The sequence below is a fragment of the Aequorivita sp. H23M31 genome, assembly GCF_004022485.1.
Lineage (GTDB): Bacteria > Bacteroidota > Bacteroidia > Flavobacteriales > Flavobacteriaceae > Aequorivita > Aequorivita ciconiae.
Genome location: NZ_CP034951.1, coordinates 725,639 through 742,419, shown reverse-complemented (window position 1 = coordinate 742,419; position 16,781 = coordinate 725,639). Strand labels below are relative to the sequence as shown.

Genomic DNA, 16,781 nt, shown 5'->3' with positions numbered 1-16,781 from the left:
GTCTTCCGTAGCCCCGCCTGCCGGACGGGCAGGTTTAGCAAAGGAAGGATATAAAAAAACCAAGCTTGGATGGATACCGCAGGATTGGGAAACGCCAAGAATCGATGAGGTGTTTGATTTTTTAAGTACCAATTCACTTTCAAGAAATCAATTGAATTATGAAGAGGAAAAAGGGGTTTATAATATTCACTATGGGGATATTCATGCGACTTATAAACGCCCCATTTTAGATTTCGAAATTGAAAACCGAGTTCCGAAAATAAACAAGGAAATTGCTATATCAAATAATGCTGACTATTTAAAGGATGGGGATTTGGTTATTGCCGATGCTTCAGAAGATTATGAGGGCGTAGGAGAGGCTATTGAACTTAAAAACGTCAATGATAGAGAAGTGATAAGTGGCTTACACACTTTCGCTTTTAGAGATAAAGCTAATAAAACAGCAGAAGGTTTTAGAGTCTATATTTTTAGAAACCCTCTAGTAAAGAAAGCGCTAAAAACAATTGCAACGGGAAGCAAGGTATATGGAATTTCAAAAGGGAATCTCCAAAAATTTAAAATAGTATTACCTACTCTTCCAGAGCAACAAAAAATCGCCACCATTCTCTCCACTTGGGATAGCGCCATTGCAAAACAAGAACAGCTTATTGCCGCAAAGCAGGAGTTTAAAAAGGGGTTGATGCAATTGTTGTTGTCGGGGAAAAAACGCTTTGAGGGGTTTGAGGGGGAGTGGGAAAGGATTAAGCTTGGAGACTTAGGAGAACTCGTTGGCGGTGGCACCCCATCCACAAAAGACCCTGATTTTTGGAATGGAGAAATACCTTGGATTTCTAGTTCCGATTTGGGACAAAATAATTTGTTTGATTTGGATATTTCTCGTTTTATTTCTCAAGAAGCAATTGAAAAATCTGCAACTAAATTAATTCCAGCACATAGTATTCTTATTGTTTCAAGAGTTGGTGTTGGCAAGGTAGCAATAAACAATCAAGATATATGTACTAGTCAAGATTTTACAAGTTTGATCCCAAATAGAGGAGACTTGATTTTTCTAGGATATAAGATTCAATCCATAATCGGAAGTTTGATTTCACATAATCAGGGCACTTCTATCAAAGGATTCACTAAGAAATCTCTCGAAAATTTGAAATTTAAAATTCCTTTGATAAAAGAGCAACAAAGAATATCTTCCGTTTTAAGTGCTGCGGATAAAGAGATTGGATTATTGCAAAGCGAACTTGCTAGGCTTCAGGTGCAGAAGCGGGGGTTGATGCAGCGGTTGTTGACGGGGGAGGTAAGAGTTAAAAATTAAAATATTATGGAGAAAGAAATACTTGAATACGGACTTATATTTTTTAAATGGTTGGTTTTTGCCATAGGTGGCTTCACAACGATAATGTTATTTGTCGGAGCTGTAAGAGGAATCATCCCTGTCCTATGGAGATTAGGGAAAAGCTTGTACAATAGAAAAATAGCTCTTTATGTGGGAAATGAAGCTACTTCATTAAAATTGGCATTGGTTGATTCCAAATTATTTAAAGACAAAAACATAGATATAATTGGTAAAAAAGAACTAGATAAAGGGCGTGACCACTCTATGATGATTGTTTATTATCCTGAATTTAAAGACTGTATATTAGAAATTATCGCTCTCAAAAATGACAGTGATTCTCTTATTGTCTATGCACCGAGTTATGGTGGAAGAATAGAAGATGATGTTTTAAATGCGATTAATTCTAAACGAAACTCCATTATTGTCAACTTTAGAGGACGATTATTAAATGATATTCTAATTTCTATGATTACAACGAATTATGGCAAAAAATAAGATAGAATCCTTTCTGCGTACTTTTGTAAAGGAGAATATTTCGCCTAAACAAGAAGATATTTCTTTTGTTTCTGAAGTGTACAAATCTTTTACAGATGTCTTAGGTCAGGGTAATTGTAGGCAAATTGGGTCATTACCCAGATATACCGCCATACGTCCTTTACACGACCTCGATGTTTTATATAAAATTAGTGATGAAAACTTTGATACTCAAAATTCTGAAAGTTTCCTTAAAGAATTGTTGGAGCAACTTGAAAGGAAATATGTAAATCCAACGTCGTACGAAATTCAAACGACTGTTCAAACTCATAGTATTTCATTTCTTTTTATGAATGGAGAGGATGAGGTTTTTGCGGTAGATATTGTTCCGGCAAAAGTTTGGGGAAAAAATGAATTTAATGATGATACATTCTTGGTGCCTGAAATTGTTCAATATCGATCTCACCGGAAAAAACAAGAATTCTATTATAAGCTTCAAGCTTCCCATCAACAAATGAAATGGATAAAAACCGATCCATTAGGGTATATAGCAGTTGCTTCAGAAATTAATAAAATTAATGATGATTTCAGAAAGAGTGTGAAATTCATAAAAGGATGGAAAAATACCTGCAAGGAAAAAAATGAAAATTTCAGATTAAAATCATTTCATTTAGAACAACTCATAACGATTCAATTATTGGAAAATGAAGATCAAACAATTTTTGACACCATATTTCAATTACTAACGGAATTAAAAGAAAACTTAAAAGCTCCGTGCATACGGGATCGCGCAGACCATTCAAAATTCATAGACCAATATGTTGCTGAATTAACAGATGTTGAAATTGCGACTATTTATCAGGGAATAGATTCAATTTTAAAGTCTTTTGAAGAGTTTGACGGAGATGTGAATTCATTAATGAATGCACATTACTATGCCCGAGGAGAACAGGAAGAGTTTTTATTCGATAGAAAAATTCCTGTTCTAATTGATGATTCTATCATATTCACTATTGATGGATTAATAAAAAATTCGCGAGCCGGAGAATATATTTTAACACTTTCTAAAAATCTTTGGCATATTGAAAGAGAAAATAGTATCAAGTTTTTTGTTGCAGCAAATAATTCGTCTTTCTATAATTACTTATGGAAAATAAAAAATGACCAAAATTGTGAAGAAGTAAGAGGAGATATAAGCAAAGATTATCAAGACGAGCATCACGAAGATACTAAATATTTTGGTGGTCATTATGCTCTGGGTTATTTAATCTCGAATGATGTTTGTATTGCAAAAAGTAGGGCGGATGTTATTATCAGAAAACCCTTTAGACCAAAAAGCAGATACCATAGATAGATTTTATTAAAAAAGGAATTATGAAAATAAACTACACCGAATCCCAAGACTCACAAATTCCGCTCTGAATCTGTTTCAGAAGCTAGGTTGGGACTATATAACTCCTGAAAAAGTGGTATGATAAAAAAAGGGAACTATATTATCTATGTTGACGAATTTGGTGACCACGGCACACAAAATATTGATGCGGGCTACCCCATTTTCGTCTTATCTTTTTGTTGCTTTAAGGTTGAAGAATATATCCACAATAGCGTGTCAAAAATTCAGGATTTTAAAATCAAATATTATAATCACGACCAAGTAATCCTCCACGAACACCATATACGGAAACAAAAAGGAGATTTCAGTTTTTTAAGAACTGATCAAGCGCTAAGAGAAAACTTTCTTAATGATTTAAATGAACTTATAGTCAATATCAATTTTGAAATTTATGCCATTGTTATTGACAAACAAAAGCTGACTGAAAAATATTTATCTCCCAATAATCCCTATAACCTAGGGATGCAGTTTGGACTGGAAATAATTTATAAACAATTGGTTTTTAATAATGATGCTGGTGACAATATATGTTTTGTTTTTGAAAAAAGAGGTAAAAAAGAAGATGATGCTTTGGAGTTGGAATTTCGAAGGATTTGTAGCGGAGGGCAACGAGTGGGCTGGAAAAACTTTAATTTCGACAAAATAAGTTTTGAACCCGTTTTTGCTGATAAAAGATCAAATTCAACTGGTTTACAGCTGGCTGATTTGACTGCTAGACCGATAGGATTACAATATTTGCGACCTAATCAGAATAACAGAGCGTACGACATATTAGAATCAAAAATAAAAAGAATAAAGGTGTTCCCCTAAAAACAAAAAACCTAAGCATATAACCTAGGTTTCTTGTCGACCGGGAAAAGCCCAATCCTTTTTACTATGACAAATTTAGTATTAATCAACAGTAAAAACAATGTTTTTAACAGTAAAATAGAAATTCCCCAAAGGGAGAAATAATATAGAATAAATGGCCGTATCAAACTACACCGAATCTCAAGATTCCCAAACTCCCGCCCTGAATCTGCTTCAGAAGTTAGGCTGGGACTATATAACTCCTGAAAAAGCGGTACAGGAGCGAGATGGTTTATTTACAAGTGTTTTGCTGGAGGACATTTTGACTAAACAGCTAAGCAAGATAAACAGTTTTGAGTATAAGGGGGAGGATTATAAATTTTCCACAGGCAGCATACAAGCGGCCATCAATGCCTTAAAGTCGGTACCAGATGAAGGCCTTTCCCGCACCAACGAAAAAGTGTACGACCTGCTGACCTTGGGCAAAAGTTTTACTGAGACTATTCAGGGCGATAGCAAAGGGTTTACTTTAAGATATATTGATTGGGAAAATATAGAAAACAACAGTTTTCATGTCACTGAGGAGTTTGAGGTAGAGGGCATTAACGGGAAACGCCGTCCAGATTTGGTGTTGTTTGTCAATGGGATTCCGTTTGTAGTGATAGAGAACAAACGAAGGGACAAAAACGAATCTATTGACGAGGCTATTTCGCAAATGTTGCGCAATCAGCGGAAGGAAGGTGGTATTCCCCGCTTGTTTTATTTTGCGCAATTGTTGGTGGCTGTGCATCCCAATGAAGTGAAATACGGAACCACAGGAACTCCTGCCAAGTTTTGGAGTGTTTGGAAAGAAGAGAACGAAAAGCAGGTTCAGAAGTTATTAAAAACAGCGAAGGGGAGTGCTTTATCTGAAGATAGGCTACCTACCACACAAGATAAAAGTTTGGTATCGCTTTGTAGTCCGCAGCGGGTGATGGAGCTTGCTTACAAATACATTGTTTTTGACGGCCCCATCAAAAAAATAGGGCGGTACCAGCAGTATTTCGCGGTACAGGACACCATGGCCCGGGTGAAACAGAAGGATGGGGATGGCAATAGATACGGTGGCGTTATCTGGCATACTACCGGAAGTGGGAAGTCGCTGACGATGGTTATGCTTTCAAAAGCCTTGGCGTTGGATCCTGAAATTCCGAATCCGCGGGTTGTAATAGTTACCGATAGAATAAGCCTGGACAAACAAATTTATAAAACCTTTCAAAATTGTGGCAAGCGAGTAGAGAAAGCACAAAGTGGGAGCCATCTAACCGAATTACTAAAGGACAAAGGCAATGAAATTATCACCACCATTATAGATAAGTTTCAAGTGGCGTCTAACAGAGTAAAAATAAAAGACTCACAAAACATATTTGTATTGGTGGATGAAAGCCACCGTAGCAATTACGGAACTGCCCACGCTAGTATGAAAAAGATTTTGCCCAATGCTTCTTATATTGGTTTTACAGGTACGCCATTGATGAAAACCGAAAAAAGCACTGCCCGTAAGTTTGGGAGCTTTATCCATAAATACACCATAGACCAGGCGGTAAAGGATGGTGCGGTTTTACCATTGCTATACGAAGGCCGCTCCGCCAAGTTAAAGATTAACAAAGAGCAAATAGACAAGGGATTTGAGCGTTTGGCCAAACCACTAGCAGAGGAAGCACAAAAGGATTTGAAGAAGAAATTTTCCTCAATTTCAAAAATATATGAATCCGATAGCGTGGTAGAGGAAATAGCCTACGATATATCAAAACACTATACCGCCAACTGGCAGGGAACCCGGGCAAAAGCACAATTGGCCGTGCCCAAGATTGATGTAGCCATAAAATACCAGAAGTATTTTGAAACGCAGACAGATCCCGCATTAAAGATAAACACCCGAGTGGTTTTTACCCCGCCCGATAGCCGGAAGGACAATGAGGATGTCTGGCAGGAATCGAGTTCCGATTCCCGGAACTATTGGGAAGGCTTGATGAAACAGTTCCGCGATCAAGATACCTACGAGAATTATGTGGTGGATAAGTTTATTGACCCAGAAGATACCGAGGTGGAGATGCTTATTGTGGTTAGTAAGCTATTGACTGGTTTTGATGCGCCGGTGAATACTTTGCTTTATTTGGCAAAACCCTTAAAAGGCCACAACCTGCTACAAGCTATAGCGAGGGTGAACCGACTTTTTAAAGGAAAGGAATACGGTTATATTATTGACTATGTGGGGGTCTTGGGGAAACTGGATGAGGCCTTGACGGAATACAGTGCCTTGGAAGATTTTGAGGAAGATGATTTGTTGAATGCGGTGGCAGATATGAGCGAGGAGGTGCGGAAAGTGCCCATTCACCATGCCGAGGTTTGGGATATATTTAAAAGCGTAAAGAACAAGGACGATATAGAGGCCTTGGAACGCTGTATAGCCCAAAAGGATGTGCGTGATGAATTTTATGAGCGATTGTCGCAGTTTGCACGAACGCTACAAGTGGCTATGGCATCGGACACTTTTTATGAGGAATTCACCACTTCGCAAATAGGTTTTTACAAAAATGAGCTAAAGAAATTGCAAAATCTTCGAGTTTCGGTTATGTATCGGTATGCGGAAGCTGTTTCGTATAAGGAATACGAGCCCAGGGTAAAAAAGCTATTGGATACCTATGTGAATGCTTATGAAGTGATGGAAATTATCAAGGATGTGAACATTTTTGATAAGGACATGGTGGAAGAGGCTTTGGAAACTTATGGCAAAACCCCAGCATCAAAAGCGGATTTTATTGCACACCGAATGAAAAAGGTGATTACCGAAAATATGGAGAAGGACGAGGCGTATTACAAGAAATTCTCCGACCTGATTGAGCAGACCATCAACGATTTTCACGAAGGGCGAATGAGTGAAAAGGAATACTTGGAAAGCATCAATAAGGTGCGCAATGATTTTGATAAGGGATATCAAGAAGGAATCCCAGATTTAGTGAAAGACCGTCCTGAAGCCCGTGCTGTATTTGGTGCAATTGCCCAAGTGATCAACGAAAAGCACGGGGAAAAAATAACCGCAGGAATTCAGGATAAATTGGCCATTGCAGGAATTGACATCACAAAAATCATAGAAAAGCTGACTATTCGGGATTGGAAGAAGAATTTGGATGTTCAGAACAAGATGGAAAATGAAATTGAGGATTATCTCATGGAGCACCGAAAGGACTTGGGGGTGTCAATAAATTTTGATGAAATAGATATCATACTCGCCAAATGTTTAAAGGTGGCCAAAAACAACTATTGATGGACAGCGTAATTTACGGTTCTAAAACCATTGATTTTAAGGTAAAAAGAGCGTCCCGAAAGACCCTAGCTATTGAGGTGCATCCAGACAGCAGCGTACATTTGATTGCTCCCGTGGAATCATCAATGGCGGATATAAAAAAGAAGGTGGCGAATAGGGGCAGATGGATTGTTAATCAACAGGCCTATTTTGAGACGTTTTTACCGCTAACTCCTGCGCGGGAATACGTTTCAGGAGAAACACATTTTTATCTTGGAAAACGTTATTTGCTCAAGGTTGAACAGGGTGATAAAGATAGCGTCAAGCTTACAGGGGGTAAACTGTTGGTTACCCTTATTTCACCTAGTCAAGATAAGGTGAAACGGATGTTGGCTGCTTGGTATTATAGGCTTGCCAAACGGAAATTTGAACAGGTTATGGAATTGGCTGTAGAGAAGTTTAAGCGGGAAGAGATCGAAAAACGTTCTTTTGAAATAAAACGAATGAAGAAACGATGGGGGAGCTGTACTGCGGAAGGGAAGATTATTTTGAATCCGGAGCTGATTAAAGCCAATGCCAGATGTATTGAATACGTAATAACCCATGAGTTGTGCCATTTGGTTATTCCTGCCCACAACAAGGAGTTTTACAAATTGTTAGGGGAGAAGATGCCTGGGTGGGAGAAGTGGAAGGAGAAGTTGGAGAGGATGATGGCATGACGGTTAATTAAAAAATGTACAATTATGAGGAGTAAGATAGCTCTCAGGATACTTAAGAAGACACCCGAAAAAACTAAAGTTTTGGTGAGTTTGTATGCTGCCGATTTGATTAGGAGGAAAAGACAATTAAGGAATAACAATAGCCACAGATAAATTTAGAATAGGCGTTTTCGCAAGAGATGTTTAGGAATAGGGTTTATGAGGAAAAGGCTTTGGTTTATAAAATAGTATGAACAAAAAAGAAGATTTTTTATTCCGACTCAATGCTAAAGAAAGTAGAAGGGATTTTTGGCAAGAGTATTATGATTTTTGTAAAGATCTTGAGACTTTGGATGTGGACATTCTTTTTAATTTCCTTACTCCACTTGTGGAAAGAGTAGAAAACGATGGAACCTTTATTGAATTTTTAACTGGTATTGAAAAAGCCTCATTTACCAGTTCTGATTTTGGAAATGATCTATATATTAAGATATTAAATCAAGATGATCCTAAAATATTAGGGTTGCTAACTAAAGTTTTGTCTGGATTATATAAAGCTGAAAGGGAAGAAACTGTTTTAAAGATTAAAGAGCTAATACATACTGGTGACAGCTCCAATATGATTATTGGCCTTCAATCTATAGCTCAATTTGAATCGGAATCATTAAAACGCGATAAAGAATTTTTGGAATTTATCGAAGATGAATGCGAAAGATTCCTTCAAAATCAGGAGTTCAAGAATATATGGCCTTCGATTTTGTTTGTATGTAGAAATAAATGGGATGTAATAAGTAATGCTGACGGTTTAATAAGAAGAATTTGGAGTGAACCCGATATAGCGATCCAAATAGAATTGATTTATCTTTTATCATATAATCTGGATATTAATAAAGAAGAACAATTTTTCATAGAAGTACTAGATAAATTAGCTTCTCTAAATATCGAATATAATGGCGCTTGTAATATTCTTTCGTATACCCTTGGCGATAAAACAAAAAGCCATCCTCAGATAGTAATCAATTTTTTAAATAAATGGGTTGCATATGACAAAGCAAACGCTAAGAATATACACCTATTTGAGTATCTGGTAAATTCTATTATCAGTTACGATTTAGAGACATATGAAGAACTTATTACCAACTGGCTGAATCACGACAATCCTAATTTTCATATTGCCGTATTTGAAATAATGCGCGCCAAGCATATAAGGAATATTCCAGAGATGAAGATTTCAAATAAATTACTCGAGGAGATGACGGTTTTTGATGTGGAGTATATTACATATAAAATTCTAGGTTATATATATGATAAAAACACCTCAACTTCAATGGTATATTCAATTCTTGAAAGCAAATTAAATGACGAGACTACAGTAAACTTTTTGAAGCAGGTTTTCGTGGCATATATCATTTTCAATTATTATGGAACGATCGAATATTTACGTAATAAAAGGAAAAATGCAGTTCCTCATTTGAAAGGAATAATTGATGCTATAATTATAGAAGGGGAGAAACATTACACTGCATACTCTGAACTGGAATCCTTGAAAGAATTTTTCCCATCGGAAATGAGACTAAGATACATACATAAGATTCAAAATAAGAAATTCAATAAATCCTTTAAAGAGATCGAGAAAAATGATGATTCTTTTCTCAAGTATCTTAAAAACATTCAATTAAAAGCAGGTAAATCTTCTTTTAGTAAATATATGGACCAATATTCTAAACAGATGGAGCTAGCTAATGTATCCTCAAGTGCTGAGTTACCAAGAGGGGAGTTTATTGATCCAATCGGTCAAAAGAAATTGCGATTGACTTGGCAGAACCATAGGAGACAAATATGAGATTTTTATTAAGCGAATATATAAGTCTTTTAAAGGAAGATGGGGAACTAGATACCCTGATTACCGATCTTTTGGTAGGGATGAAAATAACTCCATTGTCCAAGCCTGAAAAGGGTAGGCAGCATGGGGTGGATATAGCTGCCGTTGGAATTGACCCCGCTGATAATATCAAAAAGGTATTTCTGATTGCTGTTAAACAGGGGAATTTGACCCGATCGAATTGGGATAGCGGAGTGAATTCCGTTAGGCCCACGCTAAACGAAATCAAGGATACCTATCTAAATGTCATTCTAGATAAAAAGTTAAAAGAACTGCCGAAAAAAATTGTAGTGTGCACTAATGGAGAAATTGTGCAAAACGTACAAATAAATTGGAGCAGCTACATTAACGAAAATAGTGAGGATAATTTAGAATATACTTTTTGGGGCATCGGTAAGATCTCTGAAATGCTCGATGTGTATCTTGATAATGAAAAATTATTCCCTTTGGAATATCAATCTAACTTGAGAAAGACATTGGCTTTTTTAGATTTACCTGATTATGATTTGTCCCATTTTTACGAGTTGATTGGAAAGATTCTACAAAAGGAAGAAAAGCAAAAACAAAAAATTCTTCGACAACAACGACTGGTTCGATTATGCTTGAATATTATATATAAATGGTCTGAAGAAATAGATAACTTAAAGCCTGCACTATTGGCTAGCGAAAGGTGTATGTTGTTGTCCTGGGATTGGCTTCAGAAAGGAAAGCACCTCGATAAAAAGTTCGCACGTAGTGAATTCTATAAACTACATTCTTTAAAAAGAACTATTGGGATTAATTATTTTAATAAAGTAAACACCCATTATACCACACCACATAGTCTCTATAAATACTCCAAAAACAACTTGGAATATACTTTTTCTGTATGGGAAGAAATAGGATTCCTTTCTACTATAGGCTTAACGGAAATTCAAGAGTTTCAAATTCATCACAGGGAAGGGAATAAGGAGCACGCAAAAACTTATCTTAGAGGAGCATATTCAATTGCTAATGCTCTGAGTGCTTTAATACTGCAAAATCCACCCTCCAGTTATCCCGTTTATGATGAATTTAATATCGAGGTTGCCTTAGCTCTAAATTTTCTGATAAAAATGGGTAATACGGATGTGGCAAAGACTTGGATTAACAATCTAGGTGTCGGCATCCATGATAATTTTGTATTGAACGGGTTTTTTCCTCTTTTTCTCACGAATTTTGATAAGCTTGTTGATGTAGAAAACGGAGATGATGTCTGTGATATTGATTCCTCTATGCTGTTGACTATTTTAATTGAATATTCCGTCGTTTTAAATGAAGCACCCCTGTATAATGCTTTAAGAGAAATTATTAAAGATCAATTTCCCAATTTGAATCTTCAAATTTGGTTTGCAACCGAGGAAACGGAATACCTTTTTTGTAGGAAAAACTATGATAGAGATACTGGTACTGTTAAGCATTCAATAGAGGTCTATGAGAAAATGGAAGACTATCATTCTGAGTTAATTGAAGAAATTGAATTGTTTGGTCCTGAAAATAAGTTTAGCATCTTCACAGAAGGATTTGATATTATGGGTCATCTAGCAAGTCGTCATTATAGAGCACAGCCGTTTCCGATTTATTGGAGGTCGTTGATAAAATCCAAATAGGATATAAACGTCAACTTTATTTAATGAATTAGGGTTTCTTATCACCTAATCACTATGGACAACATAAATAGCTTCTTGCTAATGATGTTTTAGTATTCGAGATGTAAAGAAAATTCGTTATTCTTTACACGTTATTTTTATGTGTAAAGAAATTGGAGTTTGGTTTATAATGGCCTTCGGTACATTTTCTCATACTCTGTCGACCCTGGGAAACCACTCAGGCACCCTGGTGTGGTCTGTGGCATTAGGAGTAGCCAATAGCAGACGGCAGCAATTCATATTCGAGATTAACATTTTGCAGATTTCTTCGCGGCGCTCGCAATTAGAGGTCTTCTAAATATTGTTTTAGCTCAGATAGTTCAAAGAGGGCCTCGTCTTTCGGGATGTCTGAGTGGATAATGATGTCTGCTATATACCGTTCATAGTGTTTTTCTCTAAGGGTATCTTTTAATATTTCTACTACTGTTTGATGTACTATTTTAGGGTCAATTTGAGGGGTTGGGAAATTGAGAACAATTCCTAGAGTTGCTTTATTTGTGATTGGATCAATATGTTGCGGCCAAATCTCAATGGTGGATGCGTTGAAGTTAATTTTGTTTATTCGGAATTCATTTTCAAAATATTCTGAGTCTTCTTCAGATAGGGTTGATATGGTGGCTGAGATAATCCAGTTGGGAAATTTCGGGGCTGATTCTATTAGGTTTAAAATGAGTTGCCGCACTTCGTAATCACCACAAGTTGAAAAGGAAAGCGTTGATGGTTTTTTGGAACTGATAGCGATAATTAACTGAAATCCTATTTTAGGACTGTAGTAACGGAGATGCTGGTGAAACCAGTATAATAATTGGTTGCCTTCACTTTTCGGAAGGGTGTGAATGGTTCGTAGTTTTTTTCGTTGGCGAGGAACCAGGACCAGAGGATATTTTTAGACCAAATATAATGGTTTTTTGCTATGCATCAGAAAGAAAACCCTGTATATCAGTATGATTTAGGGCTTAGGTGTGAAATGGTGTTTGCCTTGATTAGGTTTACAAAATTTACAGAATCTTAATAAATCCTCCTTGCAAATGGAAAATGAAAGCTCATCGCGTTCTCATTTTTTATATCCATTTACTTACAAAAGCAATGCATTTAACGTTATAAGATTTACAGGATCTTAATAAATCCTCCTTGCAAATGGAAAATGAAAACTCATCGCGTTCTCATTTTTTATTCGCAAAATCCTACAAAAGTTCTGCTTTTGACGTTTTCTCAAATAAAAAATGACCCGGCCCTGCCGGATCATTTTCCACTTTGTCGGGATGACAAGATTTGAACTTGCGACCCCACGCCCCCCAGACGTGTACGCTACCAGGCTGCGCTACATCCCGATTGATGTTTGATTACGTGCTGCTAAAATGAGCACGACTGGTATTTTAAAATCGAGATCTTCAAGTAGCGCGGTTTACACTGAGCCTGCCGAAATGCTACATCCCGATTGATGTTTTAAATTCCTTCTTAATTAAATAAGAAAGACTGGTGATTTATTTTCGGTCACTTCAAGTAGCGCGGTTTACACTGAGCTTGCCGAAGTGCTACATCCCGAATGATGTTTTATACAAGGCTTTTTAAACAAAACCTCTGGTTGTTTCTATCGGAATCTTCAAGTAGCGCGGTTTACACTGAGCTAGCTTGTACTGAGCGAAGCCGAAGTAAAGTGCTACATCCCGAATTTAATTCTTGGCAAAAATACTCAAATTATAAACTTGGGCAAATTGCATGATGAATAAATTCGGTTTATCAATTGCTTCAAAATTCCAAGTATTAATATTTCTTTAAGTACAATACGCCATCTCATTGGTTAATTTTGAAGAAAAGCAGCATAATGAGCAAAAAGAAAATAAAAGAACATTATGATTTAATTTGTGTAGGAGGCGGTATAATGAGTGCCACTCTCGCATTGATGCTAAAACTTATTGATAAGAACAAGAAAATTTTAATTTTAGAAAAGCTGGATAAAGTTGCCTTGGAAAGTTCCGCGGCCTGGAACAATGCAGGAACCGGTCATTCAGCCTTTTGTGAAATGAATTATACTCCGGAAAGAGAAGATGGATCAATTGATATATCAAAAGCTGTTGCAGTTTGTACACAGTTTGAAAAATCCAGACAGTTTTGGTCTTTTTTGATAGAGAATAATTATTTGGATAATCCTAAAAAGTTTATCCATCCAGTCCCACACCATAGTTGGGTAACGGGAAAAGAAAACATTGAATTTCTGAAAAGGAGGGTGGCTGAAATGACCAAGCATCCCATGTTCGCGGGTATGAAATTTTCAGAAGATTTTTCCGAATTGGCTCAATGGATTCCCTTAATGATTGAAGGAAGAGACAGAGCGGAAAAAGCGGCTGCCACCAGAATGGAATTCGGAACAGAAGTCAACTTTGGAACACTGACAAGGACTTACTACAAAGTATTAGAGGAGCAATTTGAAACTCCCGTTTATACCGAACACATCGTAAAGGACGTAGATCCTGGCAAGAATGACGAATGGTTGGTTAAAATAAAAAATCGGAAAACTAAGGAAAAGTTCTATTGTGACTCCGAACACGTATTTATTGGTGCGGGTGGGGGAGCGCTGCCCTTGCTTCAAAAAGTAGAGATTGATGAAAAGGATGGTTATGGTGGATTTCCCGTCAGTGGCGAGTGGTTAATTTGCAAGAATCCTGAAGTTATTAAGGAGCATCACGCCAAGGTTTATGGAAAAGCGGAGGTTGGTGCTCCCCCAATGTCGATGCCCCATCTGGACACGCGCCATATCGATGGAAAACAAGAGCTTCTTTTTGGACCTTTCGCTGGGTTTAGTACCAAGTTCTTAAAAGAAGGATCCTATCTTGACCTATTTAAAAGCATCAAATTTGATAATCTTCCTTCCATGTGGGGTGTTTTCTGGCACAATATTCCGCTTACCAAGTATTTGATAGAACAGGTAAGAATGGACCATGAGGATAGAATGCAGGAACTCCGAAAGTTTGTAAGGAATGCCAAAAGTGAAGACTGGGAACTGAAAGTTGCGGGACAGCGTGTTCAGATTATCAAACGTGACAAAAAAGAGGGCGGCATCCTTGAATTCGGGACCGAGGTTGTCCACTCCAAGGATGGTAAAATCACTGCCCTTTTAGGCGCTTCCCCGGGAGCGTCGGTTGCTGTGGATATAATGATAAAAGTTCTGCAGATAGCCTTTCCTAACGAAGCACATTCAAAAGAATGGGAAGAAAAACTCTCGGAAATGGTTCCATTTTGGAATAAGGAATTGGAAAGCAACCTTGCGAAATTTGAAGAACTTAGATCTAAATGCTCCCAAATTCTGGAAATCAATGCACCATACTTCTCTCGCACTTCGATGGATGAAACATCAACTCAAAGTTTACTTCGTTAAATACCCATAACTGCTTAAAATACTTCTAAACAATTGAATCCCCATTTCTTTAAAAGTTAGTATTTTTGCCGTTTCTAAAAATATTGAAGAGAATATCATGAGTGAATCAATCGAGAGAATAAAATGTTTGATTATCGGTTCGGGTCCTGCGGGCTATACAGCGGCTATTTACGCGGCACGTGCGGATCTGAAACCCGTTCTTTATACTGGAATGGAACCTGGCGGCCAACTGACAACAACTACGGAAGTTGACAACTTTCCGGGATATCCGGAGGGAATCGATGGACCAACGATGATGGTTCAACTTCAACAACAAGCGGAACGTTTTGGAACCCAAGTGCGAATCGGTATGGTTACCGAAGTGGAATTGAGCGATAAGGTTGGTGGAATCCATAAGGTAACGGTTGACAATACCACCAAACTAGAAGCCGAAACAATTATTATCTCAACAGGAGCTACAGCGAAATATTTAGGTTTGCCGAGTGAGCAAAGACTGCGTGGTGGCGGAGTTTCTGCTTGTGCCGTTTGCGACGGATTTTTCTACAAAAATCAGGAAGTAGCTATAGTAGGGGCAGGAGATACCGCAGCGGAAGAAGCGACCTATCTCGCAAATTTATGCAGCAAGGTAACTATGCTAGTGCGTAAGGACTATATGAGAGCCTCAAAAGCCATGCAGCACCGAGTTAACAATACCAAAAATTTGGAAGTCCATTACAACACCGAGGTGGATGAGGTTTTGGGAGATCAGGTTGTTGAAGGAATTAGGATGGTAAACAACCAAACTGGAGAAAAAAAGGAGATTGAAGTTACCGGACTCTTTATAGCGATTGGGCATAAACCGAACACCGAGATTTTTAAAGGTCAGTTGGATATGGATGAAACGGGTTATTTAATAACAAAAGGCAAATCCACAAAAACCAATAAACCTGGTGTATTTGCTAGCGGAGATGTTCAGGATAGTGAATATCGTCAGGCGGTAACCGCAGCTGGAACCGGATGTATGGCGGCTTTGGATGCCGAGCGTTATCTTGCCACCATCGAAACTGAAGAGGAATAAGTTTAGCTCCAACTATATAACTTCAGATTTGAAATTGAACACTAATTATAAATAAATGTTTCTATCATTTTCGGATAGTATCCATTTTATATGAATCAAAATCCCCAAGTGCGCTGCCTTGGCGATGCTACATTATTATTCCGAACAGCAGCTGTGGACTTCGTATTCAGGCTATTTTCACCGAGACTTAATGTAGAGATTGGAGACTATAGTTTTAGTTCATAATATCCCGGTAAATTATATGAGGCACTTATTTTGAATCATCTTCTCAAGCTACCATTTTACCAATTCCAAGCATTTTGTTGGGAATTTATTGGCAAAAAACTCTTTAAATATAGGGTTTTTCCCGTATTTTGAAATTATTTGAAATATTCCATTTGGAGTTAAAATTAATATCTATATATTGGGCACTATCTAAGAGATTACTATGGAAGAAAAGATTAAATACGAAATGGAATTTCCTATTCAGGTTTCCCCTTCATTATTATACCAATACATTTCCACTCCTTCCGGACTATCGGAATGGTATGCAGATAATGTGAATTCACGAGATGAGTATTTTTCATTCATCTGGGAAGGAAGCGAGGAGAAAGCTCGTCTCCTAAGTAGAAAAAGTCCTGAACGCATCAAGTTCCGCTGGATTGAGGACGAAGAAAAGGATTCCTATTTTGAACTCCGTATTCAGGTAGATGAGATTACAAAAGACGTGTCTCTTATCGTAACAGATTTTGCCGAAGAAGATGAGGTTGATGAAGGAAAAATGCTTTGGGAAAATATGATTTCCAACCTAAAACAGGTTCTCGGTTCTACCTAGAATAACCCTAAAATA

12 protein-coding genes and 1 tRNA gene are annotated in these 16,781 nt (G+C 37.4%); 11 read left to right on the top strand and 2 right to left on the bottom strand.

The features are described from left to right. Positions 1-109 precede the first annotated feature (109 nt). From EI546_RS03305 to EI546_RS03270, 8 genes are all read left to right on the top strand, one after another. Positions 110-1,309: a restriction endonuclease subunit S gene (locus EI546_RS03305; RefSeq protein WP_164905157.1), complete on the top strand. Its 1,200-nt coding sequence runs from the start codon at positions 110-112 to the stop codon at positions 1,307-1,309. A gap of 6 nt (positions 1,310-1,315) precedes the next feature. Beyond that, positions 1,316-1,825, top strand: a complete 510-nt coding sequence (locus tag EI546_RS03300) for a hypothetical protein (protein WP_128249208.1) — start codon at positions 1,316-1,318, stop codon at positions 1,823-1,825. Beyond that, complete coding sequence (locus EI546_RS03295) at positions 1,812-3,158, top strand: nucleotide-binding domain-containing protein (protein WP_128249207.1); 1,347 nt, start codon at positions 1,812-1,814, stop codon at positions 3,156-3,158. Before EI546_RS03300 ends, EI546_RS03295 begins: the two co-directional genes overlap by 14 nt. 117 nt (positions 3,159-3,275) lie before the next feature. Beyond that, a complete protein-coding gene (locus EI546_RS03290) occupies positions 3,276-4,007 on the top strand; it encodes a DUF3800 domain-containing protein (RefSeq protein ID WP_128249206.1) in 732 nt (243 codons plus the stop codon). A gap of 154 nt (positions 4,008-4,161) precedes the next feature. Next, a complete protein-coding gene (locus EI546_RS03285) occupies positions 4,162-7,293 on the top strand; it encodes a type I restriction endonuclease subunit R (protein ID WP_128249205.1) in 3,132 nt (1,043 codons plus the stop codon). Continuing rightward, a complete protein-coding gene (locus tag EI546_RS03280; protein ID WP_128249204.1) occupies positions 7,293-7,991 on the top strand; it encodes a M48 family metallopeptidase in 699 nt (232 codons plus the stop codon). The genes EI546_RS03285 and EI546_RS03280 overlap by 1 nt, the downstream gene beginning before the upstream one ends. 229 nt (positions 7,992-8,220) lie before the next feature. After that, the gene (locus EI546_RS03275; RefSeq protein ID WP_128249203.1) at positions 8,221-9,813 is read left to right on the top strand and encodes a hypothetical protein; all 1,593 of its coding nucleotides are present in this window, start codon (positions 8,221-8,223) and stop codon (positions 9,811-9,813) included. Next, complete coding sequence (locus EI546_RS03270; protein ID WP_128249202.1) at positions 9,810-11,480, top strand: hypothetical protein; 1,671 nt, start codon at positions 9,810-9,812, stop codon at positions 11,478-11,480. The genes EI546_RS03275 and EI546_RS03270 overlap by 4 nt, the downstream gene beginning before the upstream one ends. Positions 11,481-11,802: 322 nt before the next feature. On the opposite strand, the gene EI546_RS03265 is transcribed toward EI546_RS03270, so the two are convergent. Next, entirely contained in the window at positions 11,803-12,201 is a 399-nt protein-coding gene (locus tag EI546_RS03265; protein WP_128249201.1) for a hypothetical protein, read from the bottom strand. 575 nt (positions 12,202-12,776) lie between these two features. Then, positions 12,777-12,850, bottom strand: a tRNA-Pro gene (locus tag EI546_RS03260). 494 nt (positions 12,851-13,344) lie between these two features. Here EI546_RS03260 and mqo point away from each other — a divergent pair. The 3 genes from mqo (at position 13,345) to EI546_RS03245 (ending at position 16,766) form a co-directional block, all read left to right on the top strand. Beyond that, positions 13,345-14,895, top strand: a complete 1,551-nt coding sequence (gene mqo, locus EI546_RS03255) for a malate dehydrogenase (quinone) (protein ID WP_164905156.1) — start codon at positions 13,345-13,347, stop codon at positions 14,893-14,895. 97 nt (positions 14,896-14,992) lie between these two features. After that, a complete protein-coding gene (trxB, locus tag EI546_RS03250) occupies positions 14,993-15,952 on the top strand; it encodes a thioredoxin-disulfide reductase (RefSeq protein ID WP_128249200.1) in 960 nt (319 codons plus the stop codon). A gap of 427 nt (positions 15,953-16,379) precedes the next feature. After that, the gene (locus EI546_RS03245; RefSeq protein ID WP_128249199.1) at positions 16,380-16,766 is read left to right on the top strand and encodes an START-like domain-containing protein; all 387 of its coding nucleotides are present in this window, start codon (positions 16,380-16,382) and stop codon (positions 16,764-16,766) included. The last annotated feature ends 15 nt before the right edge of the window (positions 16,767-16,781 follow it).

Coding starts and splice junctions, on each gene's coding strand:
- EI546_RS03300 (WP_128249208.1), top strand. CDS start 1,316: ATGGAGAAAGAAATACTTGAATACGGACTTATATTTTTTAAATGGTTG.
- EI546_RS03295 (WP_128249207.1), top strand. CDS start 1,812: ATGGCAAAAAATAAGATAGAATCCTTTCTGCGTACTTTTGTAAAGGAG.
- EI546_RS03290 (WP_128249206.1), top strand. CDS start 3,276: ATGATAAAAAAAGGGAACTATATTATCTATGTTGACGAATTTGGTGAC.
- EI546_RS03285 (WP_128249205.1), top strand. CDS start 4,162: ATGGCCGTATCAAACTACACCGAATCTCAAGATTCCCAAACTCCCGCC.
- EI546_RS03280 (WP_128249204.1), top strand. CDS start 7,293: ATGGACAGCGTAATTTACGGTTCTAAAACCATTGATTTTAAGGTAAAA.
- EI546_RS03275 (WP_128249203.1), top strand. CDS start 8,221: ATGAACAAAAAAGAAGATTTTTTATTCCGACTCAATGCTAAAGAAAGT.
- EI546_RS03270 (WP_128249202.1), top strand. CDS start 9,810: ATGAGATTTTTATTAAGCGAATATATAAGTCTTTTAAAGGAAGATGGG.
- mqo (WP_164905156.1), top strand. CDS start 13,345: ATGAGCAAAAAGAAAATAAAAGAACATTATGATTTAATTTGTGTAGGA.
- trxB (WP_128249200.1), top strand. CDS start 14,993: ATGAGTGAATCAATCGAGAGAATAAAATGTTTGATTATCGGTTCGGGT.
- EI546_RS03245 (WP_128249199.1), top strand. CDS start 16,380: ATGGAAGAAAAGATTAAATACGAAATGGAATTTCCTATTCAGGTTTCC.